Origin of the sequence: Pseudomonas sp. Wu6 (genome assembly GCF_019891515.1) — a bacterium.
Taxonomy (GTDB): Bacteria; Pseudomonadota; Gammaproteobacteria; order Pseudomonadales; family Pseudomonadaceae; genus Aquipseudomonas; species Aquipseudomonas orientalis_A.
Map to the genome: position 1 here is coordinate 24,757 of NZ_JAFLXH010000031.1, position 22,561 is coordinate 47,317.

At 61.8% G+C, this 22,561-nt stretch carries 20 protein-coding genes; 17 read left to right on the forward strand and 3 right to left on the reverse strand.

Annotated elements, in window-relative coordinates:
• Positions 1–63: 63 nt before the first annotated feature.
• Entirely contained in the window at positions 64–558 is a 495-nt protein-coding gene (locus J1G34_RS20015) for a DUF1543 domain-containing protein (protein ID WP_065887452.1), read from the reverse strand.
• A 106-nt stretch (positions 559–664) separates the two neighbouring features.
• Between J1G34_RS20015 and J1G34_RS20020 the strand changes: the two genes are divergently transcribed.
• Positions 665–1,486 carry an aldo/keto reductase gene (locus J1G34_RS20020; protein ID WP_065893084.1) on the forward strand — a complete coding sequence of 274 codons (822 nt, stop codon included), beginning with the start codon at positions 665–667 and terminating at the stop codon, positions 1,484–1,486.
• 49 nt (positions 1,487–1,535) lie between these two features.
• Here J1G34_RS20020 and J1G34_RS20025 read toward each other — a convergent pair whose 3' ends face one another.
• Positions 1,536–2,051, reverse strand: a complete 516-nt coding sequence (locus tag J1G34_RS20025) for an Hcp family type VI secretion system effector (RefSeq protein ID WP_065893083.1) — start codon at positions 2,049–2,051, stop codon at positions 1,536–1,538.
• A gap of 466 nt (positions 2,052–2,517) precedes the next feature.
• On the opposite strand from J1G34_RS20025, the gene tssA reads away from it, so the two are divergent.
• From tssA to J1G34_RS20105, 16 genes are read left to right on the forward strand one after another with little or no spacing between them, the layout of a single operon-like run.
• On the forward strand, positions 2,518–4,071 hold the full coding sequence (gene tssA, locus J1G34_RS20030; protein WP_222994533.1) for a type VI secretion system protein TssA: 1,554 nt from the start codon (positions 2,518–2,520) through the stop codon (positions 4,069–4,071).
• Between the two features lie 24 nt (positions 4,072–4,095).
• Positions 4,096–4,605, forward strand: coding sequence for a type VI secretion system contractile sheath small subunit (gene tssB, locus J1G34_RS20035; protein ID WP_065893081.1), 510 nt, complete (start codon positions 4,096–4,098; stop codon positions 4,603–4,605).
• Between the two features lie 15 nt (positions 4,606–4,620).
• A complete protein-coding gene (gene tssC / locus J1G34_RS20040) occupies positions 4,621–6,102 on the forward strand; it encodes a type VI secretion system contractile sheath large subunit (RefSeq protein ID WP_065893080.1) in 1,482 nt (493 codons plus the stop codon).
• 14 nt (positions 6,103–6,116) lie between these two features.
• Positions 6,117–6,518 (forward strand): type VI secretion system baseplate subunit TssE, encoded by a 402-nt coding sequence (gene tssE / locus J1G34_RS20045; protein WP_065893079.1) that lies wholly within the window; start codon positions 6,117–6,119, stop codon positions 6,516–6,518.
• Complete coding sequence (gene tssF, locus J1G34_RS20050) at positions 6,508–8,295, forward strand: type VI secretion system baseplate subunit TssF (RefSeq protein WP_065897783.1); 1,788 nt, start codon at positions 6,508–6,510, stop codon at positions 8,293–8,295. Before tssE ends, tssF begins: the two co-directional genes overlap by 11 nt.
• A complete protein-coding gene (gene tssG / locus J1G34_RS20055) occupies positions 8,259–9,266 on the forward strand; it encodes a type VI secretion system baseplate subunit TssG (RefSeq protein WP_065897782.1) in 1,008 nt (335 codons plus the stop codon). Before tssF ends, tssG begins: the two co-directional genes overlap by 37 nt.
• Positions 9,267–9,278: 12 nt before the next feature.
• Positions 9,279–11,717 carry an AAA family ATPase gene (locus J1G34_RS20060; protein ID WP_222994534.1) on the forward strand — a complete coding sequence of 813 codons (2,439 nt, stop codon included), beginning with the start codon at positions 9,279–9,281 and terminating at the stop codon, positions 11,715–11,717.
• A complete protein-coding gene (locus tag J1G34_RS20065; RefSeq protein WP_065897780.1) occupies positions 11,714–13,258 on the forward strand; it encodes a sigma-54 interaction domain-containing protein in 1,545 nt (514 codons plus the stop codon). The genes J1G34_RS20060 and J1G34_RS20065 overlap by 4 nt, the downstream gene beginning before the upstream one ends.
• Positions 13,258–13,389 carry a type VI secretion protein gene (locus J1G34_RS20070; RefSeq protein ID WP_065893074.1) on the forward strand — a complete coding sequence of 44 codons (132 nt, stop codon included), beginning with the start codon at positions 13,258–13,260 and terminating at the stop codon, positions 13,387–13,389. Before J1G34_RS20065 ends, J1G34_RS20070 begins: the two co-directional genes overlap by 1 nt.
• Before the next feature lie 20 nt (positions 13,390–13,409).
• Complete coding sequence (gene tagH / locus J1G34_RS20075; protein ID WP_065897779.1) at positions 13,410–14,600, forward strand: type VI secretion system-associated FHA domain protein TagH; 1,191 nt, start codon at positions 13,410–13,412, stop codon at positions 14,598–14,600.
• Positions 14,601–14,605: 5 nt separating this feature from the next.
• On the forward strand, positions 14,606–15,091 hold the full coding sequence (tssJ, locus tag J1G34_RS20080; RefSeq protein ID WP_065887439.1) for a type VI secretion system lipoprotein TssJ: 486 nt from the start codon (positions 14,606–14,608) through the stop codon (positions 15,089–15,091).
• Position 15,092: 1 nt separating this feature from the next.
• Positions 15,093–16,421, forward strand: a complete 1,329-nt coding sequence (gene tssK / locus J1G34_RS20085) for a type VI secretion system baseplate subunit TssK (protein WP_065893072.1) — start codon at positions 15,093–15,095, stop codon at positions 16,419–16,421.
• 5 nt (positions 16,422–16,426) lie between these two features.
• Positions 16,427–17,287 carry a type IVB secretion system protein IcmH/DotU gene (gene icmH, locus J1G34_RS20090; RefSeq protein ID WP_222994535.1) on the forward strand — a complete coding sequence of 287 codons (861 nt, stop codon included), beginning with the start codon at positions 16,427–16,429 and terminating at the stop codon, positions 17,285–17,287.
• Positions 17,288–17,307: 20 nt separating this feature from the next.
• The gene (gene tssM, locus J1G34_RS20095) at positions 17,308–20,664 is read left to right on the forward strand and encodes a type VI secretion system membrane subunit TssM (protein WP_222994536.1); all 3,357 of its coding nucleotides are present in this window, start codon (positions 17,308–17,310) and stop codon (positions 20,662–20,664) included.
• Positions 20,661–21,383, forward strand: coding sequence for a PP2C family protein-serine/threonine phosphatase (locus J1G34_RS20100; RefSeq protein ID WP_065893069.1), 723 nt, complete (start codon positions 20,661–20,663; stop codon positions 21,381–21,383). The genes tssM and J1G34_RS20100 overlap by 4 nt, the downstream gene beginning before the upstream one ends.
• Positions 21,380–22,258: a serine/threonine-protein kinase gene (locus J1G34_RS20105; protein WP_065897776.1), complete on the forward strand. Its 879-nt coding sequence runs from the start codon at positions 21,380–21,382 to the stop codon at positions 22,256–22,258. Before J1G34_RS20100 ends, J1G34_RS20105 begins: the two co-directional genes overlap by 4 nt.
• Here J1G34_RS20105 and J1G34_RS20110 read toward each other — a convergent pair.
• Positions 22,228–22,557, reverse strand: coding sequence for a DUF6388 family protein (locus J1G34_RS20110; RefSeq protein ID WP_065897775.1), 330 nt, complete (start codon positions 22,555–22,557; stop codon positions 22,228–22,230). The genes J1G34_RS20105 and J1G34_RS20110 overlap by 31 nt on opposite strands.
• Positions 22,558–22,561: the final 4 nt, after the last annotated feature.

The following is a 22,561-nucleotide window of genomic DNA, read 5'->3' on the forward strand; positions in this document are numbered from 1 at the left end:
TATTTCCCGGCAAAGTTCCACCGGCGTGCCTGAGCGGCTGAAGAACGGCCTGGCCTGCGGGTTTCAGGCCAAAACGATGTAGTCGTTCTGCTGGACGATGGGGGCGTGCGGGCCCTTGACCAGATGGATGTAGCGGCCGTCCACCAGGTCGATGGGCAGACAATCGTCGATATCCATGACCGCGTCGGTGTGGGCCTGGGACCAGTGGCGCAACAGGTGCTGCTTGCCCTTGCTCATGGCTTCGCGTTTGTCGCGCGCGACCAGCAACAGGTAGTGATGGGCCTCGCCAAAACTGTTGGCCTCATAGCCGCCGAGGTTGATGAAATACAAGTGCGGCGCATCACCGTGCGGCGCCAGTTGGCTGAATTGGACCTGCCAGCCGTCGACACCCTCGACCGCCATCCACGAATCGATATGCACGCCCTTGGGGCTGCCAAACCAGGCGTCGCGCAATTGCGGGTAGGTGGCCTGCAGGGTATCCGCCACGGCAAACGCCACATCGTGTACTTCGATCCGGGCCCTGGGGTGCTTGCCCCCGAGCATGACAACAAACAGCATTGCGAGTGATTCCTGGCGATTGATCAAAGGCCAACCATACTGCGATTGAACCCTTTTGTCCGGTCAATGCCACACTGTTAATTCGCCAACTCATCAGGAGGTTGTCATGCGTACTATCGATCTGGCCGGCGTTCCCGTCCCTGTCATTGGCCAGGGCACCTGGCGCATGGGTGAAGACCCGGACCGGCACCGCGCCGAAGTGGGCGCCTTGCAACTGGGCATCGACGAGGGCCTGACCCTGATCGATACCGCTGAAATGTATGGCGAAGGCGGTGCGGAAAAGGTGGTCGGCGAGGCCATCCAGGGCAGGCGCGACCAGGTATTTTTGGTGAGCAAAGTCTATCCGCACAATGCCAGCCGCACTGGCGTGCCCCGTGCGTGCGAAGCGAGCCTTCAGCGCCTGGGCACCGACTACATCGATCTGTACCTGCTGCACTGGCGCGGCCAATACCCTCTTGAAGAAACCGTCGAGGCGTTCGAGCGTTTGCGCGAAGCGGGCAAGATCGGCCGTTGGGGTGTTTCCAATTTTGATGTGGCAGACCTGCAGGAACTGGCATCCCCCGTGTGTGCAACCAACCAGGTGCTCTACAACATTGAAGAGCGTGGTATTGAATTCGACCTGCTGCCGTGGTGGCAACAGCACCATTTGCCACTGATGGCTTACTGTCCTGTTGCCCAGGGCGGTGCGCTGTTGGCCAGCCAGACGCTCAAGGAGATTGCCCGTCGTCATGAGGCCACTCCCGCGCAAGTCGCTCTCGCCTGGGTCTTGCGTCAAGACGGCGTAATCGCCATCCCCAAGGCGGTCACTCCCGAACACATACGGCAGAACGCCGCCGCTGTGAAGCTGGTGTTGGACGAGCATGACCTGGACGCGATTGATCGCGTGTTCGGCGCGCCCAAGCGCAAGCATCCGCTGGCGATGGTGTAGTGCCGGCAGGAACGGTGCCTTCCCTGGACCGTTCCCGCCTACGCCGCGGTTAGCCGGCCACAGGGCTGCGCCAGTCATCCGAGCCGGACGTGCCGGCTACTTCATGGGTCCAGACGATCTTGCGATAGCTGAAATACACGTCCTCCAGGTGGGTGAAATGGGCGTTGTCCGGGTCCTGGCAATTGGGCATGCGCGACTGGATGTCCACAATCGTCGCGCCTTCCAGTTCAACGGTGAAGTAGTGCTCCTGGGTGCCTGCCGAAGAGGTACGAAACCATTCCAGCCGGCACGACACTTCTTCCCCCGAGGTCAGTGCACTGAATAGCAGGGGCGAGGACTTGTCGAAGACCTTGCTCACCATCAGCGGTTTATGCACACGCTGGCCGGTCGGCTGGCCCGATTGCGGATCCCGGGGAATGATCACCTGATGCGCGAACGCCTGCACCAGGATCTGATCTTCATGGCCTTCCTGATAAATGTTTCCTACCGAGTCCTGGGTAAATGTACCTGCGGTGATCAAGCCTTGTTTGACACCGGTGATGGAGAGGTACGCGGGTGTTGGCATGACGGGTTTCCTTGTCTGGTTAAGTAGGTACTCCCGAACAGCAAAGTTGCCGGGCGGGTAAATGCCTATAACAAAAAGCGTGCCTGAAAGTGCGTGCCCCAATGAAATAAAGGCGATGCCGTTGGAAAAATTTAATACGCCAGGGAGTTATGAGTTTTTTAGTAATTAAAGTTGCACACAACTGCGCAGTTAATTGCTCGTGATGATGAGTGAGTCATTAAACGCAGGTGCGGGTAACTGAAGGGTTTTCTCGCTTATTAAGTGCGCAATTCATTGCGCAGGCCTTGATTTCAAGGCGTTGTAGGAAATTCCTTAAGTCCCGCCCTGCGGCTTGCTGGTTGTTTTTAAGGTGGCTAAGGTTTGTTCACTTCGTAGCGTGTTGAACGCGGGGTTAGCGGCACTCTGATCCGTATTTCTCGGTATCTGGTTTGCCTATTCAGCCTTATTAGTTGTGTGCGGCCAAAAAATGGTTCATTCAGAAAAGCTTTGCGCTTATTACCAGGAACTTGCACGAAGCCCTTGTTCGCCGGGGAATTTCGCCGGCAACGACGTGCGTTTTTCGAGTGAGTTTGAAACCGTGGAAACCGAGGTCGCCAAGACACACTCGATACATGGTGCGAGCCTGCCGGATTGGCAGCAGGTCTGCGAGCTCAGTGAGCGCGTGCTGCGTGAGCAATCCAAGGATCTGCGCGTCGCTGTATGGTTCACCTGGGCACTGCACCAGCGTGATTCATTTCCCGGACTGCTGGCCGGTCTCGTCTTGCTGGTTTATCTCTGTGAGCACCACTGGGCACAGGTGTATCCCGCCAAGCCACGCACCCGCGCTGCCGCGTTGGGTTGGCTGGTGGCGCGCCTCGACTCGCTCTTCTCGCACAACCTGTCTCTTGTCGACCAGTTGCCGTTGTTCCGGGCGCTGCATGAACACCTCGTGCGCCTTGATGAGTTGTTGAACGAGCATCTGGGCAGCGACGCCCCGTTGTTGTTGCCGAGCCGGCGTCAACTGGCGGAGCGCCTGGCGCGTGCCACCCAGGGCGGCGAGGAGCCGGCGGGCATCGCGGGTGTCATTGCCCAGGTCAGGCAGGCGAGCACGCAACTGTTCAAGCCTGAATCGCCCATCAACAACGAGAAGGATGCCCACAAAGCGCTGCGCGCCTTACAGGAACAGGCCCGAACGTTATGTAGCTGGTGGTTGCGCCACAATGCCACCGACCTGCGGGCCTTGCGTCTGGGGCGAACCCTGGCCTGGCTGAGCCTCGTCAACTATCCCGATGCCAACAGCGAGGGGGTGACGGCCTTGCGCCCGCTGGCTCCCGACAAGCTTAAGCGTTACCAGGATCGTCTCGGTCATGGCCATCACGCCGAGCTGTTGCTTGAGCTCGAGGCCAGCCTGGCGGGCGCATTGTTCTGGTTTGATGGCCTGCGCATGGTCTGGGAATGCCTTGAAGCCTTGCACGCAAGCCAGGCAATGACTGAGCTGGAAATGAGCTTCGCGCTGTTATTGCAACGTTTGCCGAACCTGCCTGAATTGCGCTTCGACGACGGTACGCCGTTTGCGGCCCCCGCGACTGGTGAATGGATCACGCTCCACGTGATTCGCCACCTGCACAAACCCGAGCCTTTCACGGCTGTCGCCGATGTCGGCAGCGAACCCTGGGAAGCCGCCTTGCAGGCGGCCATGCCGAGCCTGCGCCAGGAAGGGCTCAAGACTGCAGTGGGCGCGCTCAAGCAGGGTTTGCAGAGCGCGTGCAGTGAACGCGCGCGCTTTCATTGGCGACTGGCGCTGGCCAGGTTGTGCATACGGGCGGGCAAGCCTGACCTGGGCAGGATTCAACTGGAACAGCTGGACCTCGAATTACAGCGCGCGGGCCTGGACCGCTGGGAGCCGGAACTGGCCCTGCACGTCGGCAGGCTTTTGTATCGCTGCTATGACCTGTTGCCACAAAGCCACGCCGTGCGCGAAAGCAGGGAGGCCACGCACCGCCGGCTGTGCCATTTCGATCTGGAAGCGGTACTCGAATAAAAAATCATCAAAAGGAGTAACACCATGGCCAAAGACGGTTCGGTAGCACCCAAGGAACGTATCAATATCACCTTCAAGCCCGCCGTTGGTGGTGCGCAGGAGGAAGTCGAGCTGCCGTTGAAACTGCTGGCGCTGGGGGATTTTTCACAACGCGAGGACCCGCGCAAGCTTGAGGACCGTAAGCCTATCGGCATCGACAGGAACAGCTTCGACGAGGTGTTGGCCAAACAGGCCCTGAACTTGACATTGAGCGTGCCCAATCGCCTGCAGGAAGACGCTGACGTCGACGATCTGGCGATCCAGGTGCGGATCAACTCGATGAAGGATTTCAACCCCGCCAACCTGGTCGAGCAAGTACCTCAGCTGCAAAAGCTGATGGTGCTGCGAGAGGCATTGGTGGCGCTCAAGGGGCCGCTGGGCAACACCCCGAGCTTTCGCAAAGCCATTGAGCAGGCACTGGCCGATGACGACTCCCGTGCTCGGGTACTGGCCGAGTTGGGGCTGAGCAACGCTGATGCCGAACCTATTCAGTAAAAGGACACTGACACCATGACAACTCCCCAGCATGACCCGCAGCCCCTGCCAAAAGCCGCCGACGAGTGCAGCATTCTCGACAACATCATTGCCCAGACGCTACTGAGTGCCGATGACGAGGCGTACAGCATTGCCAAGCGCGGTGTGTCGGCGTTTATCGAGGAACTGGTCAAGCCCCACAACCGCGAAGAACCAGTCAAGAAACGGCTGGTCGATCGGATGATCGCCGAGATCGATGCCAAGCTCAGCCGGCAGATGGACGAGATTCTGCACCATCCGGATTTCCAGGCCCTGGAGGCGGCCTGGCGCGGGCTGCAACTGCTGGTCGAGCGCACCAACTTTCGTGAGAACATCAAGATAGAGCTGCTGAATGTCTCGCGGCAGGACCTGCTGGACGATTTCGAGGATTCCCCGGAAGTTACCCAGTCGGGGCTCTACAAGCACATCTACAGTGCGGAATACGGCCAGTTTGGCGGGCAGCCGGTAGGGGCGATCATCGCCAACTACTTCCTGTCGCCCAGCGCGCCTGATGTAAAGCTCATGCAATACGTGGCTGCTGTTGCCGGTATGGCTCACGCCCCTTTCATTGCGGCGGCCGGGCCAGGTTTCTTTGGTCTGGAAAGCTTTACCGGCCTGCCTGACCTCAAGGATCTGCGGGATCATTTCGAAGGCCCTCAGTTTGCCAAGTGGCAGAGTTTTCGCCAGAGCGAAGATGCGCGCTACATCGGCCTCACGGTCCCGCGCTTTTTGCTGCGCACGCCGTACGACCCCCTCGAATGCCCGGTCAAGACCTTTGCCTACCAGGAGACTGTGGTCAACAGCCACGAACACTACCTGTGGGGCAATACGGCCTACGCCTTCGCTACACGCCTGACCGACAGCTTCGCGCGTTTTCGCTGGTGTCCCAACATCATCGGCCCCCAGAGTGGGGGAGCGGTCGAGGACCTGCCGTTGCATCACTTCCAGAGCATGGGCGAGATTGAAACCAAGATTCCTACCGAGGTACTGGTTTCGGACCGGCGCGAATATGAGTTGGCGCAGGAAGGGTTCATCGCCCTGACCATGCGCAAGGGCAGTGACAACGCGGCCTTCTTTTCCGCCAGCTCCGTGCAGAAACCCAAGACGTTCGGCATCAGCGAGGAGGGCAAGGCAGCCGAACTGAACTACCGGCTGGGTACCCAGTTGCCTTACATGATGGTGGTCAATCGCCTGGCTCACTACCTCAAGGTTCTGCAGCGTGAACAATTGGGCTCGTGGAAGGAACGGACCGACCTGGAGTTGGAACTCAACAAGTGGATTCGCCAGTACGTGGCGGATCAGGAGAATCCCAGTGCGCAAGTGCGCGGGCGGCGTCCACTGCGCGCAGCGCGCATTGTCGTCAGCGATGTCGAGGGGGACCCGGGCTGGTACCGCGTCAGCTTGAGCGTACGCCCGCATTTCAAGTACATGGGGGCGGACTTCACCTTGTCCCTGGTCGGCAAGCTCGATAAAGAATGAGTCGAAGCCAGGGAATGCGCCACTGCAGAAGCCTCTTCGAGCGCCTTGAGCCCGACGCCTGCGCCAGTGTGTGCCGCGTGACGTCCGTCGCGGCGCATTTGACGAAAATGCTCAGCACCCGCGCAGGCAGCGTCCAGACATTGCCGGATTACGGCTTGCCTGATCTCAATGATATGCGGCTCAGCCTGCACGAATCCCTGACGCAGTCGCGGCTGCTGATCGAGCGCTTCATCCAGGCCTACGAACCTCGGCTGGTGAATGTACGCGTCAGGGTGCTGCCCCGCGTGCACGAAACGTTGGCATTGGCATTTGCCATTGACGCCGGACTGCTCATTGACGGTGGCACCCAATCTGTCGTGTTCCATGCGCGCCTGGCGGATGCAGGGCAAGTGGAGGTCTGCGCAGATGGCCTTTAACCGTTATTTTCAAAGCGAGCTCAGTGCCCTGCGGCAACTCGGGCGGCGCTTTTCCGAGCGCAACCCGGCCCTGGCACCGTTTCTCGCCGAGGCCGGTCAGGACCCGGATGTGGAGCGTTTGCTGGAGGGCTTTGCATTCCTGACCGCGCGCCTGCGTCAGAAGCTGGATGACGAGCTGCCTGAGCTGACGCATTCCTTGATGCATCTGTTATGGCCCAACTACATGCGGCCGATGCCTGCTATGAGCATCCTGCAATTTGACCCGTTGAAGTGCGCCGGCCCCAGTATTCGAGTGGCACGGGATACCGCCGTGGAAAGCCTGCCCATCAAAGGCGAACGTTGCCGTTTCAAAACCTGCTATGCCATCGACGTCATGCCGTTGCAACTGCGTAGCCTGGACTATACCTGCCAGGGCGCAGTGGACTGGTTGGACCTGCGCCTGACCATGAGCGCAGCGGGCAATTTCAGTGCGTTGACATTCGATTCGTTGCGCCTGCACCTGGCCGGAGACCGCTCTGTCAGCCAAGGCCTGTACCTGGGCCTGTTGCGCCATCTGCACAGCATTGAGTTGCAACTGTTGGACCAGGACGGTTCGCCGGTCAACGGAATCGATGATCAGCCTGCCACGCTAAGGCTCAGCGCCGGCCAGGTCCGGCCGGTGGGTTTCGCAGAGGAACACGCACTGATTCCCTACCCGCAAAACACCTTTTGCGGTTATCGCCACTTGCAGGAATATTTCACGTTTCCCGAGAAGTACCTGTTTGTCGATATCGAAGGCTTGGCTGCCCTCCATCGGTTTCCCCAGGAGGTGCTCAAGCAGGCGCACGGCATGCTGTTGCGCTTCGAGCTACGCGGCCAGGGCCGTGCGCTTGGGCGGCCCACCCTGGACAACGTGAAGCTGTACTGCACGCCGATCGTCAACCTGTTCAATCACGATGCGATACCCATTCGGCTGGACGGAAAACAGGACGAATACCTCCTGCTGCCCGGGGAATACTCCCCGGCAAATGCCGGTGTGTTTTCGGTTGATCGTGTTACAGGATGGCGCCCCGGTGGCCTGGGGCATCAGACGTACGTGCCCTTTGAGTCGTTCGAGCATGAAGGCGACCTGCAGACTACGGGCGCGCGCCCCAGCTTCAGCATTCGTCAACGGCCTTCGGTACAGCATGATGGGCTGGCTACCTGGATAAGGTTTGATGGTCGCCGCGAGCAGGGCCCGGAAACCCTGTCAATCGAGCTGACGTGCACCAATGCCGGCCTGCCGCGACAGTTACGGGCCGGTGAAATCAACCAGCCCGGCGAGCACGCCCCGGAGTCGTTGACGTTTGGCAATATCTGCGCGCCGACCGCGAGTTTTGCGCCGCCGCTGGACCAGGACTATCTCTGGAAGCTGATCAGCAACATGTCGCTCAACTATCTGTCGTTGACCGATATCAACGCGCTGAGGGTGATTCTCGAAACCTACGATCTGCCGCGCTATCACGATCGACAGGCGCTGAACATCAGCCGGAAAAAGTTGGGGGCGCTGCGCTCGATCCAGCATGAAGCGGTTGACCGTTTACACCGTGGCCTGCCGATTCGCGGATTGCGGGTGGACCTGACCGTGGACCCTCTGGGGTTTGCCGGCCAGGGCGATCTGTTTGTGTTCGCTTCGGTTCTCAATCAGTTCTTTGCGCTGTACGCCAGCCTCAATTCCTATCACGAGTTGCGAGTTATCAGCACACAAGGAGACGTGTACCTATGGCCGTTCCAGATGGGTCAGCAACCCCTGCTTTGACTCGGCTTTGCCGTGGCATCCGCGAATACACGCTGTTCCAGGCGGTGGTGCAGGTGGTCGCACGCTTGCGCCAAGCCCATCCACGGCTGGATGAGGAGGCGCTGTACGACCTGCTGGAGTTCCAGGCCAATCCGGGCCTGGGGTTTGCGGGGCACGATATTGACCGCGTGGAGTTTTTCATGGACCACGAGACGTTGCGGGCGCGCCTGCGCATCAATGTGCTGGGGTTGTTCGGCGCCGGTTCACCATTGCCCGCGTTTTACGCTGAGCAGGCATTGGCGGAACGCGCGGGTGGTAATCCCACGCGGGATTTCCTCGACATGTTCCACCACCGATTGCACCGCCTGATGTTACCGATCTGGCGCAAGTACCGTTACCCGGCCTGTTTCCTACAGGGCGCCAGTGATGGGTTTTCGCAGCAGATGTTTGCGCTGATCGGCCTCGGCAGCCACGCGCTAAGGGGTGCCTCGCGTCTCGATTGCAAGCGCTTGCTGCCTTACCTCGGGCTTCTGAGCCTGCGAACGCACTCGGCTGCGCTGATCGAGACCGTCCTGCGGTATTACTTCAAACATGCCTCGGTGTTCATCGAACAGTGGGTCGCGCGCACGGTGGACGTTGCGCCGTCGCAGTGCAATGACTTGGGCCGCGCCAACTGTGGGCTTGGCCAGGACCTGATGCTGGGGCGCCGGATCGCCGACCGCAGCGGCAAGTTCAGGGTGCATATCACCGCGTTGGGTTGGCAGCGCTTTCACGATTTTCTCCCCACGGGAACGGCGTATGCCCCGGCGTGTTCGCTGGTGCGTCTGACCGCGCCGGACGCGCTGCAATTTGACCTGCGCCTGGTGCTGGCGCCCGGCGAAATCCGGGCGCTGCACATCGGCGCTGACAATGTGTGCCGCCTGGGTTGGACCAGTTGGCTGGAGCATGAACGAGCCGAGGGTGCGATCACACTCGCCGGGCATTTTCATTAAGGATCGATGAGCATGATTAATGTGGACCTGCAACAACTGATCCGCACGTTGACGGACCAGACCCGCCGTGACCTGACGCGTGCCGCCGAGCGCTGCATGACGAGAGGCGGCCATGAAGTGTTAGTGGAGGATCTGCTCCTGGCCTTGCTCGAGCATCCCGCCGGGCTGATGGCCAAGGCGTTGTCCGATGCCGGCGTTGCCGTGGGCGAACTGCAGGCGGCCTTGCAGCCCAGGAGTGAGCAGAGTGCTACACGCAACCCGGTATTCGCCCAGGCCTTGGTGCTGTGGTTACAACAGGCGCTGGTCATTGCTCACGCGCAATTGGGTCAACGTTTCGTCGATCACGGCGCGCTGTTGCTGGCACTTTTACAGCACCCGCTGGAACATGCGGGCAGCGGGTATTACGCCGTGCTCAGCCGCCTGGACACAAGCAGGCTGCAGGATTTCCTGAAAAGCCGGCCCTGCGAGAATCAGCCGATTGCCAACGAGTCGCTGTTGCAGCGCTTTACCCAGGACCTCACCCGGCAGGCTCGTGAGGGCCGGATAGACCCCGTGCTGTGTCGTGAGCGTGAAATACGCCAGTTGATCGATATTCTGCTGCGGCGGCGCAAGAACAACCCGATTCTGGTGGGGGAGGCCGGGGTGGGGAAAACGGCGATCGTCGAAGGCCTTGCGTTGCAGATCGTCGCTTTGCAAGTGCCCGAGGCCCTTAAAGCAGTGCGCGTGCTGGTCCTCGATATGGGCCTGCTGCAAGCGGGGGCCGGCCTCAAGGGCGAGTTCGAGCGGCGTCTCAAAGGGGTAATCGATGAAGTGAACGCATCACCGCAGCCGGTGATCCTGTTTATCGACGAAGCCCATACCCTGGTTGGCGCCGGCGGCCAGCCGGGAGGCCTGGACGCGGCCAACCTGCTCAAGCCGGCGCTGGCTCGCGGCGCACTGCGTACGATTGCCGCCACCACCTGGTCGGAGTACAAGCGCTACATCGAAAAGGACCCGGCCCTGGCGCGGCGCTTCCAGCCGGTACTGGTCGAGGAACCCGGTGTCGAGCAGGCGGTAACGATTCTGCGGGGACTGGTGCCTGTCTATGAAGCGAGTCATGGCGTGTATGTGCGTGATGATGCAGTGGTGGCGGCCGCTCGCATGAGCGCACGCTATCTTGCAGGCCGACAGCTGCCGGACAAGGCAGTGGACGTGCTGGACAGCGCCTGTGCCAGTGTTCGCGCGCGTCAGGCCATGCCGCCACAGGCATTGCAGGCGGTACGCGCCGAACTGATCGAGGGTCAGCGGCAGGCGCGGGCGCTGGGTCGAGACGCCGAACTCGGTTTGCCGGTGGACACACAGGCCTTGCAGGCGTTGAAGCTGCGCCTGGAAACCCTCGAGCACGAGGGCCTGGCACTTGAGCGGCGCTGGCTTGAGCTGGGTGAGCAACCGTTGGCCAAACCTGAGGTGTGCCCGCGTGGCATAGCGCACGTCATCAGCGCGTGGACCGGTATTCCCACTGAGCAGCTGGCCTTCGAACCCAATGAAAAAGTCCTGGGTTTTGCCGAGGCTTTGCGCGCGCGCGTGCTTGGGCAGGAACACGCCGTCCAGGCCCTGGATCGTGCCTTGCGTGCGGTCGCCGCCGGGATCGACAAGGTCGATGCGCCTGTCGGGGTGTTTCTGCTGGTGGGGCCAAGCGGAGTCGGCAAGACCGAAACGGCGCTGGCGCTGGCCGATCTCCTGTACGGCGGTGAGCAGTTCGTCACCACGATCAATATGTCGGAATACCAGGAGAAGCACGCGCTTTCCCGACTGATCGGCGCGCCACCGGGTTATGTCGGTTATGGCGAGGGCGGGGTATTGACCGAAGCCGTACGCCAGCGCCCCTATTCGGTGGTGCTGCTCGACGAGGTGGAGAAAGCCGATCCGCAGGTTTTGAACCTGTTTTACCAGGTCTTCGACAAAGGCCGTGCCAATGATGGCGAAGGGCGGGAAATCGACTTTCGCAATACCGTGCTGCTGATGACTTCCAACCTGGCAAGCGACTGTATCAACGCGCTCTGCGCAGACGGTCAACGACCTGATCCCCAGGTGCTGCAAGACGCGATTTACCCGGTACTGCGTGCCCACTTCAAGCCCGCCTTGCTCGCCCGCATGCGTGTCGTACCGTATTACCCGATTGGGGAAAAGGTGCTGCACGAGGTGGCCGCACTCAAACTGGCGAGCCTTGGCCAGCGGCTGCAGCAACGCCAACTGGCGTTCACCTGGTCGCCGGGATTGGTTGCGCACATGACCGAGCGTTGCGCTGACGGTGACAGCGGTGCGCGGTACATCGACCAGTGGATCGAGCGGCATTTATTGCCGCAGATGGTGGATGGCCTGCTCGGCGCCATGGCCGCGGACGCACCGCTTGCCTCGGTGCATGCCCGATTGGATGGCAACGGCCAGCCCGTCTGTGAGTTCAGCCAATGACCGAAAAAAGCCTTGAGCAACTGCCTGATCCGCTTGCCCATGCCAGCGCCATGCTCGACTGGTTCACACGAATCGGCCTGGACACTGACGTCGCTTCATTGCCCGGTGTGTGCGTTTCGGCTGCGGCCCACATGAGCGGCTGTGAACTGAGCCAGTTGTACCGGCTCGATGAAGAAACCGGCCGGCTCGATCTGATCGCCCAGCACCTGAGCGCGACACCCTCGCTGGTGGTTGCGGCTGCAGCTATCGATCTGCGGCAGGTGCCGTTGCTGCGCGACACCGTGAACCAGGGCGTTGCCGTCCATGTGAATGACGGGCAGGACAGCCCCTACGACACGACTTTCTTGCCAGTGCTCGCGTCACCCTGGCGCGCCCTGTTGAGTGTGCCGCTGTTCAACCGCCTCAATGCAGTCACGGGCGTGCTGCTATGCGCCGCTCAACGCCCGGCGCGGTTACAGGGGTACGCGTGCTCGCTGGGCCGGTTCGGCAGCTTCGCCTTGCACCAATTGGCCCTGTTGCGCAGCCTGCGGTGGGTGCCGGCTGTTGCACCGCAAGGGCCCGAAAAGTCGCTGGTCGACACTTATGGCCTGATTGGCGGCAGCACAGCAATGGCGCGGACCTGCCAATTGATCGCCAAGGTGCTGCATACCCCTTATACCGTCCTGCTGCGGGGCGAAACCGGCACCGGCAAGGAAGTGGTGGCTCGGGCCATCCACCTGGCAGGGCCGCGCGCGGCCAAGGCATTTGTGGTGCAGAACTGCGCAGCGTTCCCGGAAGGCTTGCTGGAGAGTGAGCTGTTCGGCTACCGAAAAGGCGCGTTCACCGGTGCCGAGCGCAACTATGCCGGGCTGTTCGACGCGGCGCATGGCGGCACGTTACTGCTGGATGAAATCGGCGACATGCCGCTGTCCCTGCAAGCAAAGCTATTGCGGGTATTGCAGGAAGGTGAAGTTCGCCCATTGGGCGCCAGTGCCGCGCACAAGGTTGATGTGCGCATCATCGCGGCCACCCACCGCGATCTGGCGGCCATGGTCGCTGCAGGCAGCTTTCGCGAAGACCTTTATTACCGGCTTGCCCAGTTCCCCATCCAGTTGCCGGCCTTGCGTGAGCGGGATGGAGATGTGCTGCAACTGGCACGGCATTTCGCCGCCAAAGCGTGCGCAAGCCTGGGGAGGACGCCTGTGCAGTGGTCCAATATCGCCCTTGATCAACTGTCGAGTCATCCCTTTCCCGGCAACGTGCGTGAACTCAAGTGCCTGGTGGAGCGAGCCGTGCTGTTGTGTGACGACAACGTGATTCTGCCGGTGCACCTGTCGCTGCCCCAGGCGGTGGCGAGCGCCGTTGATGATGTAACGCTGCGCCAGCGTATGGAGCGGGTAGAGCGGGTGTTCCTGCTCGATTGCCTGCACAAGAATCGTGGCAACCGAACCCGTACCGCACGGGAACTGGGGGTTGCACGGCGCACGCTGCTGTACCGGCTTGCGCGCTTAAACATTGCCTGCGGCGATGCCGGCGTGCCTATTCACCGAGGAGAAACCTGATGCTTGATCGTCCCCGGCACCTCGTCGTGCTTGTGCTGTGTCTGCTCGGCGGTTGTAACGCCAACTATGTATTCGATGACGCCCAATACCGGCCTTTGGGTGAGCCTCAGGCGGTCATCCGTGGCCGCTGAACAGAGGAGGGAGCCTGACCATGCAACTCGTGTTTGAAGTCAGTGAGGCCGCAGGCGCCGGTTCGGCGTCCACGGTGCGCAAGGTTTTTGACGGCGTCGGCGGCGTGATTGGCCGTGGCTCCGGCTGTGACTGGGTAATCCACGATCCCAGTCGCTTGCTCTCCAGCCACCATGCTCTGGTGGGGTGCCGGGAAGGACGTTACTTTCTCACCGATATCAGCAGCAACGGTATCGGCATGCCAGGCAGTGGCGAACGACTGCGCAAGGGGCAGGCGCGCTTGATCGAGGATGGCGATGTGTTCGAACTGGGGATGTTGTTGGTACGCGCGCGGTTGATGGAACCTGCTCAACCCTTCGACGAGCAGTCGATCAGTACGGGGACACCGATTCCCGATGACGCGTTCCTGGGGCTGGACCCGTTGCAGGCGCTGGACCTCGAGCACCAGCGGCATAATGCCTCGGATGAGCTGGCGGCGTTGAGTACAGGTGTTGGCGAACTCGGCGCGTGGGCTGATCGGTATGCCGCAGACCGTGAACATGTCGCGATACCGTGCCGGGTCGAGCCCGTCAGAGAGATGCCGGCGGTTGAGCCGGTCGCGATGGCAACCTCGCCCGACGAGGTCTTCTGGATCGCGTTCGCAGCCGCGCTTGGGCTGGACCTGGGCAGGCTTGACAGCGCTGCCCGAGAAGCGCTGGCAATCAAGGTTGCGCGCTTGTTTCGGCTGGAGGTAGAACGCCTGCAAAGCAGCCTGCGCACCTGTGAGCAATTGCAGGGCGAACTGGCAACGCTGCCTGCCGACGCGTTGCGCACCGCCCACAACCCCTTGCGCAGTTGTATCGATACCGACGCAGCGTTAACCGCGATATTGGACATGGCGCAAGTGGCCCCGTTGTCTGGCGAACAGGCGATCGCCCAGGCGCACCGGGCGCTGCAAGTGCATCAGGTCGCGTTGCTGAGTGCCTGTCGAAGTGCGTTGCGTAACGCTCGGGCCGCTTTTGCTCCAGGCCATTTACTGGCATGCGCCGAATTTCAGGAAGCAGCCCCCCGATGGAGTTCCGACGGCGCGCGCTGGCGGGCATACCTGCGTCACTACCGGCGCCTGGTGGCGGATGGGCAGTTCGACGAGCGACCGCTGGGCAGCGACTTCGCCAGGGCCTATGAGGAACAGGTGCGCCTGATCTCAACCCTGCACAACGATTATCCAGGATGACGTTCATGTATCGAGCCGCGCTCACATCGTTGTCGCTCATGCTCGGCCTGTTGGCTGGCTGCAGCGCTCTATCGCCGTTCTCGACGTTGACCAAACTGGACCTGGTACTGAGCGCCAATGAGCGCGTCAACCCGGATCTTCAGGGTCGACCCTCGCCGGTCGTGCTGCAGTTGATTGAACTGCGCCATGGCGTTGCCTTTGAGAATGCCGACTTCTTCAGCCTGTATGACAACGCCGAGCAGGTTTTGCCGAAGGACTGGGTGAGCAGTGAGGAAGTTGAACTGCGCCCGGGCGATAGACAGGCACTCAAGTTGAGGGTCGAGCCAAACAGTCATTTTGTCGGCGTTCTGGCGGCCTATCGCGACTTGCCGCACGTTCAGTGGCGACTGCTCGTTCCGCTCACCGCCCGGCAATTGAACCGTGCCGAGCTGGTGCTGGACCAGGACGGAATCCGGCTTGCCGACCCGCGTTCCGACAAGGAGGTGCAGTGATATGCACGCACATAAAGTCATATGGCAGGAAGGCATGCTGTTGCGGCCACAGCACTTGCAGCACAACGACCGGCATTACCAGCAACAGCTCAACCAGACGCGTCTGCTGGGCCCTGATGCCTGGGGATTCCTCACGCTGGAGTTCGATGTGCAGTACCTCAACCTGGGCAAGCTGGTGGTCACTCAAGCCAGCGGTGTGTTGCCGGACGGCACTCTGTTCGACCACGGTACCGCCATGGAACCGCTGGTATTACAGGTGCCCGCCAATGCCGGGGAACAGGCCGTTTACCTGGCGCTGTTACTGGCGACCGACAATCAGATTGAAGCCCGTCAACCGGAGCAGGGCGATGTCCTGGCGCGCTACCTCAGCTGTGAAGTGGAGGTGGGCGACTCGAATGCCGGGACCGGCTCGCGTTGCCTGATTCATTGCGCGCGGCCTGATCTGCGTCTCCTGCTGGGTGAGCGGCAGCGGGAACAGGGTTACGTCACACTCAAGGTCGCACAGGTGCTGGAGTCTACCGACGCGGGGGGCGTGCGCCTGGACGCGGAGTTCGTGCCTACGTTCATGTTTATGCAGGACCGCGGGTATGTCGCTTCTTGTCTCAAGGAGGTGATCGGCTTGCTTGCGTCGCGAGGCGATGCCATCGCCGCGCGGATCAGGGGGGAGAGCACCGCCGCCGGCACTCAGGTGGGCGATTTTCTGATGCTGCAAGTCATCAATCGTACCGAGCTTGCGCTGCGTCACTGCTTGAGCCAGGCCCGGGTTCGCCCTGAGGCGGTGTTCAGTGCACTGCTCGCGCTGCTCGGCGAGTTATCAACGTTCGCCAGCGATAGCAGGCGCGCTGAGCTGGACGTGCATTACCGGCACGCCGACCAGGGGGCAAGCTTCCGTGGGCTGATGGAAGCAGTGCGTGGCGTGCTGTCGGTCGTGCTGGAACAACACTCTATCGAGTTGACGTTGCAACAACGTCAGTACGGCGTACTGGTTTGCCCGGTAAGCGACTTGAAATTGCTGGGCACTGCGACGTTCATCCTGGCGGCCTCCGCGCAGTCTGATTCGGAGCAATTACGCCAACGCCTGCCAGCGCATCTGAAAATCGGTCCCGTTGAGCGCATACGCGAGCTGGTCAACCTGCATCTGGCGGGGATCAAGGTCAAGCCACTGCCCGTAGCGCCGCGCCAGATTCCGTTTCATGCCGGCAAGACGTATTTCATGCTGGACATGAGTGCCCGCGACATCGCACAGCTGCAGCAGTCGGGTGGGTTCGCCTTCCACGTGGGGGGCGAGTTCTCCGGGCTTGAGTTGACCTTCTGGGCCATCAGGAATTGAACGCTATGGACAGTGAATATTCGCAGGATGAAAAGACCGTCTTGCTCGACCGCGACGGCCTTGGGTCCGCACAAGGGCCGCTCACGCAGTTCCCTTCGCCGCCACGCTACGAACAGTTACAGGATCGGATGATCTATGCGAGCCAGGCATTGGACGCACACAGCTTCACGACAACGCTCAACCCGTTGGTGGTCGCGGCTTGGGAGGTATTGTCGCAAGTGGTCCGGCTCAAGGGCTGCTCCGGTCGTGAAAACCTCGTCACGATCAACGATCGATTGTCATCGGCGGTGACTCAATTTGAAACCCGTGCCCTGCAGGGAGGCGTTGAAAACACTCAGGTCATGTCTGCGCGCTACGTGTTGTGCAGCCTGATTGACGAAGCCGTCGTCACCACGGCGTGGGGCGCTCGAAGCGACTGGTCGAAGATGAGTCTGTTGAGCCGCTTTCACCACGAGACATTTGGCGGCGAGAAGGTCTTCCAGTTGCTTGAACGCCTGGCGCGTGACCCGATAAAAAACGTGGCGATGCTTGAGTTGGGGTACCTGTGCCTGTCCCTGGGGTTCGAAGGAAAGTTTCGCGTGATGGAGCGGGGGATGCTGCATCTGGAGGCCGTTCGCGATGGCCTGTATCGACAGATCCGGCAGGTGCGTGGCAACCCGTCGTCGGCGCCGGTCTTGCCGACCGGGCAGAGACGCGCGCGAAGCAGGTGCATACGCGTCATCCCTGCCCGCTGGTGTGTTGCCTTCACGCTGTGCTGTTTGCTCGCGATGTACGCGGGCTTCTGCTGGGTGTTGGAGCAAGAAAGGGCGAACGCGCTGCAGCCTCTTCAACTTTCGGCGTCGGAGCCTACCCGGACGCCCTTGTAAAAAAACGCAGGGAGCAATGAATGAACGCATTTTTCAAGGGCGTGGGCGCCGTGCTGGGCAGAGTCTGGGTTTGGAGCCTGATACTGGTGCTTTGCTGCGCTGTGCTGGTGTGGTGTGTCGGGCCGCTGCTGGCTGTGGACGACCACCGGTTCTGGGAGGGCGCAACTGCCCGCCTGGTCACCATCAGCGTTGTGTTTCTGCTATGGGGGTTGGCGATGGTCATGGCGGATGGGCGACGCGCCGCCGCACGCGAAACGCCCGATTCGCCCGCGAGCCAACCTGCGCTGGCGGCGGTGGAGGAGGAGCGCAAGCACGTCCGTGGCCGTTTCAGGGAAGCGCTGCACCGGTTGAAAACCTCCCCTCGCTATGCAGAGCGTAATGCGCGCTGGCGCCATGACTTGCCCTGGTATTTGGTGATCGGTGAACCCCGCAGTGGCAAGACCCAGCTGTTGGAAGCAGCCGGGTTGCGGTCACCGCTCGATCAGATGGACACAGGGTCCACAGGCAGCAGCGCACAGTGTGACTGGTACTTTGCCGACGACGCTGTGCTCATCGACACGCCAGGGCGCTATCTGCTTCAACCCGACCGTTCGGTGGATGTCGCCGGCTGGACCACACTGTTGAACAGGCTGAAGTGGCGGCACCGAGTGCGTCCGCTCAACGGCGTGGTGGTGACGCTTTCGGCGGACAGCCTTCTGAGCGCTAACGAGCACGATCTGGAGCAATCGGCACGCCACGTGCGATCGCGCCTGCAGGAAATCCAGCAGGTGCTGCATGTGGATGTACCCGTCTACCTGGTGTTGACCCAGGCTGATCGACTGTCGGGGTTCACCGAGTACTTCGACTCACCCTCGGCGGACGATGTCGACGCGGTGCTGGGCCAGCCGCTGGGGGCTGACAAGGCGGGCAATGACATGACCCAGGTTCGCCAGGCGTTCGAGCAGTTGCTGCAACGTTTGCACACTGAATTGATCGAGCGATTGCACCAGGAACGCGATGTCGAGCGTCGCAGGCAGATGCTTGAGCTTCCCCAGCAGGCGGCGCGAATGGGCGAGCAGTTGTGCCTGTTCATCGAGTGGGTGTTCGGTGCCCATCGCTACCCGCGCAGCAACGGTTTACGCGGGTTCTACCTGACCTGTGCCAGTGACAGGCGCAGCTATTTCGTGCAGGGGCTGTTCAGCCGGGTGATTTTTGCCGGGGCGGATCTGGCCGCGTTGCAGAGCCGCGAGCGACAGCGCATCTGGCGGCGCAACGGCTTGCTGGGGAGTGCCGTTGCGCTGGTTCTGGCGTGTGCCGGTGGGCTGTGGATGCACAGTTACGCGATCAACCAGCAGCGTTTGGCTCAGATCGCTGCACTCAGCGCGCCCGTTGCTCCGGGTAGCGATGAAACCTTGACGACCCTGGCGCTGCTGGACGCGCGCTGGGCGGCAACCCGCATATTTCCCCGCGCAGGCGACACTGCGCTGATTGAGCGTGCCGGCCTGTATCAAGGCGAGGTCAGCCGTCCATGGGTGACGCGCGCCTATGAGCAGGCGTTGCAGCAGCGACTGCTGGGCCGCACCGCGCCCCTGCTGGAAGAGCAGGTACGCGCCAGCCTCGGCGACAGGGAACGCCTGCTCGACAACCTGCGTGCGTACCTGATGCTCAATCTGCGCGAGCGGCGTGATACCACGTGGCTGGCGCAGCATATGGCGAGCTTTTGGTCGCTGCGGTTTGCCGGTGATACGCCGGTACAGACGCGCCTGAATGAACATTGGGCGCGACTGCTCGAACAGCCGTTTTCAGCACCGCTCAATGACGAGTTGGTGGCCCAGGCGCGTGCCGCGCTGCGGGGAGAGTCATTGGCCGATGTGGTGTATCGAGTGCTGCGCGAACAATCGCGCGACCTGGAGCCGTTGCGCCTGGCCGAGGGCAAGGTATTTGCGGCCATCGAGCCCTCTGTTCCCGGTTTCTACACCAAAAGGTATGTGCAGTACTTCCAAACCCAGGGCCCTCGGCTGGTGAACGCCATCGCCCAGGATAATTGGGTACTGGGGGAAGGCACTGACTTGAGCGCCGAGGATTTGCAGCGTCTGATGACCGAACTGCAACAGCGCTACTTCAGCGAATACGCCCAGGCCTGGAGCGACGTCCTCGGGCGTGTCAGGCTGTTGCCAACCGACAGCCTTCGCGGGGATGCCGAGCGGCTCGCGGGGCTGACCTCGGCGCAATCGCCGGTACTGCTGTTATTGCAGCAGCTTCGTGAGAACACCCGTTTACTGCCTGGCCTGGAGTTGCCGACCACGGCGGCCCAGCCGGCAGGTGCGTTGGGCTCCATTGCCAAGGCGGCGTTGGCGCAGGGGCAGGCAAGCCTGGGCGACTCGGCGCGCCGGGCGTTGCAGCGGCGGTTTGAACCGCTGCATCAATTGCTGGACGAGCAGCAGAATCCCGGCGCCGAGCTGGCCCGGGGGTTGGGCCTGCTCGACCAATTGCACCTGCAATTGGCGGCGCTGAACCGTGACGGTTCGCCTGAGCAGGCGGCTTTTTTACGGGCAAAGCAGCGCATGGACGGCCAGCAGGACGTGCTGGGCGACCTGCGTGAAGCGGCCGCCCGTCTGCCGCTTCCGCTGGCCGGGTGGTTCGAAGGAGTTGCCGAAGAAACCTGGCGCCATGTGCTGGACCAGGCCTATGCCCACGTCAATCAGCACTACCAGAGCGAGGTGCAGGGTCTTTACGCCAGGACGATTCGCCAACGGTATCCGTTCACTGCCCACGCCACGAGTGATGTGGCCCTTGAGGATTTTCGCGAGTTTTTCAAACCCCAGGGTGTCCTGGCGCGTTTTTACGAAGCTTACCTGCGTCCTTTTGTCAGCGCCGATGGCACGCGCTACCGGTTACGCGGACTGGACGGGCAGGGTTTACCCCTCTCGCGCTCGCTGCTGGATCAATTGACGAAAGCCCAGCTTATCCGGCGTGGCTTCTTCACCGAGGAGCAGGGCGAGCTGGCCGTGCGTTTTACCCTGGCGCCCTACAGCCTGGATCAGTCGGTCAACCGCGCGACTTTGCGCTTGGGTGGACAGCAGCTGGAATACCGGCACGGCCCGATCATCCCCATGGCGTTCCGCTGGCCCATCGAAGCGGACAACGGTCGTGCCAGCCTCGTGCTGGAGCGAGGCGCCGAACTGCGGCCCCTGGGTATCGAGAAGAACACCGGCGCCTGGTCGTTGTTCCGGTTTTTCGACCTGCTGCACCGAGAGCCTGCCACCGGCGGCAACGCGCAGATCGTCAAGGCCGACCTGGCCGGGCTGCGCGCCCATTACCTGCTGGCGAGCCAGCGAACACCCAGCCCATTTGAAATGGACACGTGGCGCACCTTTCGCCTGCCGGAGCAACTGTGAGCCCCACATGGCGCAGTGCCGGGCGTACACAGCGCGGGCAATCACGGCCGCGTAATGAGGATGCCTTGCTCGATTGCCCGCAGCTGGGCTGTTGGGCCGTGGCGGACGGCATGGGCGGGCACCGGCACGGCGATGTCGCCAGCCAGTGGGTGATCGGCAGCCTGGCTGCGTTGCCCGCGCGGGGCAGTCTTGATCAGCGGGTCGATGCGGTCCGGCAGAGCTTGCAGGGTGTCAATCAGCGGCTGGCGAATGCGCGGCAGGCGCCAGGGGCATCCGGCAATGCCGTGACAGGCAGCACGGTGGTGACGCTATTGCTGGAGCACGGGCGTGCGGCGTGTGTGTGGGCGGGGGACAGCCGCTGTTATCTGTGGCGCGAGCAGACCCTGTACCAGCTGTCCCGGGATCATTCGCTGTTGCAGCGTCTTATGGACGAGCGTCGGCTGAGTGCAACCCAGGCTCGCGCTCACCCTGATGCCAGAGCCTTGACCCGTGCGGTTGGCGGGCACTCGCCCTTGCGCCTGGAGGTGCTGGAGCTCAGGACCCGCCCCGGCGATGTATTTTTACTGTGCAGCGATGGTCTCTACCAGGCCCTCAGCCATGCCCAACTGGGCCGGGCGTTGAGCGCCGGCGGGCCGCGACAGGTTGTGGACAGATTGTTCGCCAGCGCGCTGCACACTCCGGCGCGCGACGACCTGACCGCCGTGGTGGTGCAGTCATGAAGACAGGATCGACTCCGCTGTTGCTGGTCGGGCGCTACCACCTTGAGCACGTCTTGGGCCGGGGTGGAATGGGCGTGGTGTACCGCGCGCGCGATCTGTTGCAGGAGCAGTTCGGCGAACCTTGTTCAGGTGTGGCGCTCAAGCTGCTGGACGAGTCTTTATCGGCGTGCCCGGATGCCCATGTATTGCTGCACAGCGAGTTTGCGTTGTCTCGGCGCCTGCGCCACGAACATGTAGTGAGGATGTATTCGTTTGAGGTGGATACCTGCAGCCAGATCGCTTTTTTCACCATGGAGCTGCTGCATGGCATGACGCTTGACCGGTTGCTGCTGGAATGTCCCGACGGACTGCCTTGGTCCGAACTGCAACCGATTGCCCTGCAACTGCTGGATGCGTTGGCTTACGCCCATCAACACAACGTGCTGCATGGCGATATCAAACCGGCCAATGTCATCGTGGGAGAAGAGGGCGTGCGCCTGTTCGATTTCGGCCTGGGGCAGTCCATTGTGCAAACCACAGCGGACTTGCCGAGTGTGAGTCGCAGCCGGTTGAATGCCTGGACTCGCGCCTATGCAGCGCCTGAGTTACTCGCCGGTGGCGCATTGACGCCCGCGGCCGACCTGTATGGCGTGGCGTGTGTTCTGTATGAGCTGGCCCAGGGGCGTCGCCGTGACGATCACCCGCCGGGCCACAGACTGTCACGGCCCACGCAGTTGCCCCGGCGTTGCTGGCCGGCACTCCATACTGCGTTGGCGCCGGACCCGCAACGGCGGACCCTGACGGTGGCCGAATTGCGCGAGGCCATCGGTTGCAAGCGGCCTCGCTGGTACGGCTGGCCGCCGCGTCAGCCGCTCAAGTCATGCAGTTGGCAGTAGTCGGCCCAGCTCATGCCGGCCATCTGTGCGACTTCCTTATGCACCTCAAGGCGCTGGGCTTCGAAGGCTTGGCTGGAGTCGGTCGTCAGCTTGAGGGTCAGCTCCCAGGCGAACAAGCCTTCGCGCTCGGCCTGCGCCTCGAATGCTTCGTATAGACGCTCGGTACGATACTGCGCCACGCTTTCCCCCCTGGCTTGGGCGGCCAGAGGGTTGAGGCTGTCCAGTTCGGCGGCCACGTCCGGGTGTTCGCGCAGGAACCGGTCCAGTGCGCGTTGATAGTTATCGCCAGGTGCTGACAACGCC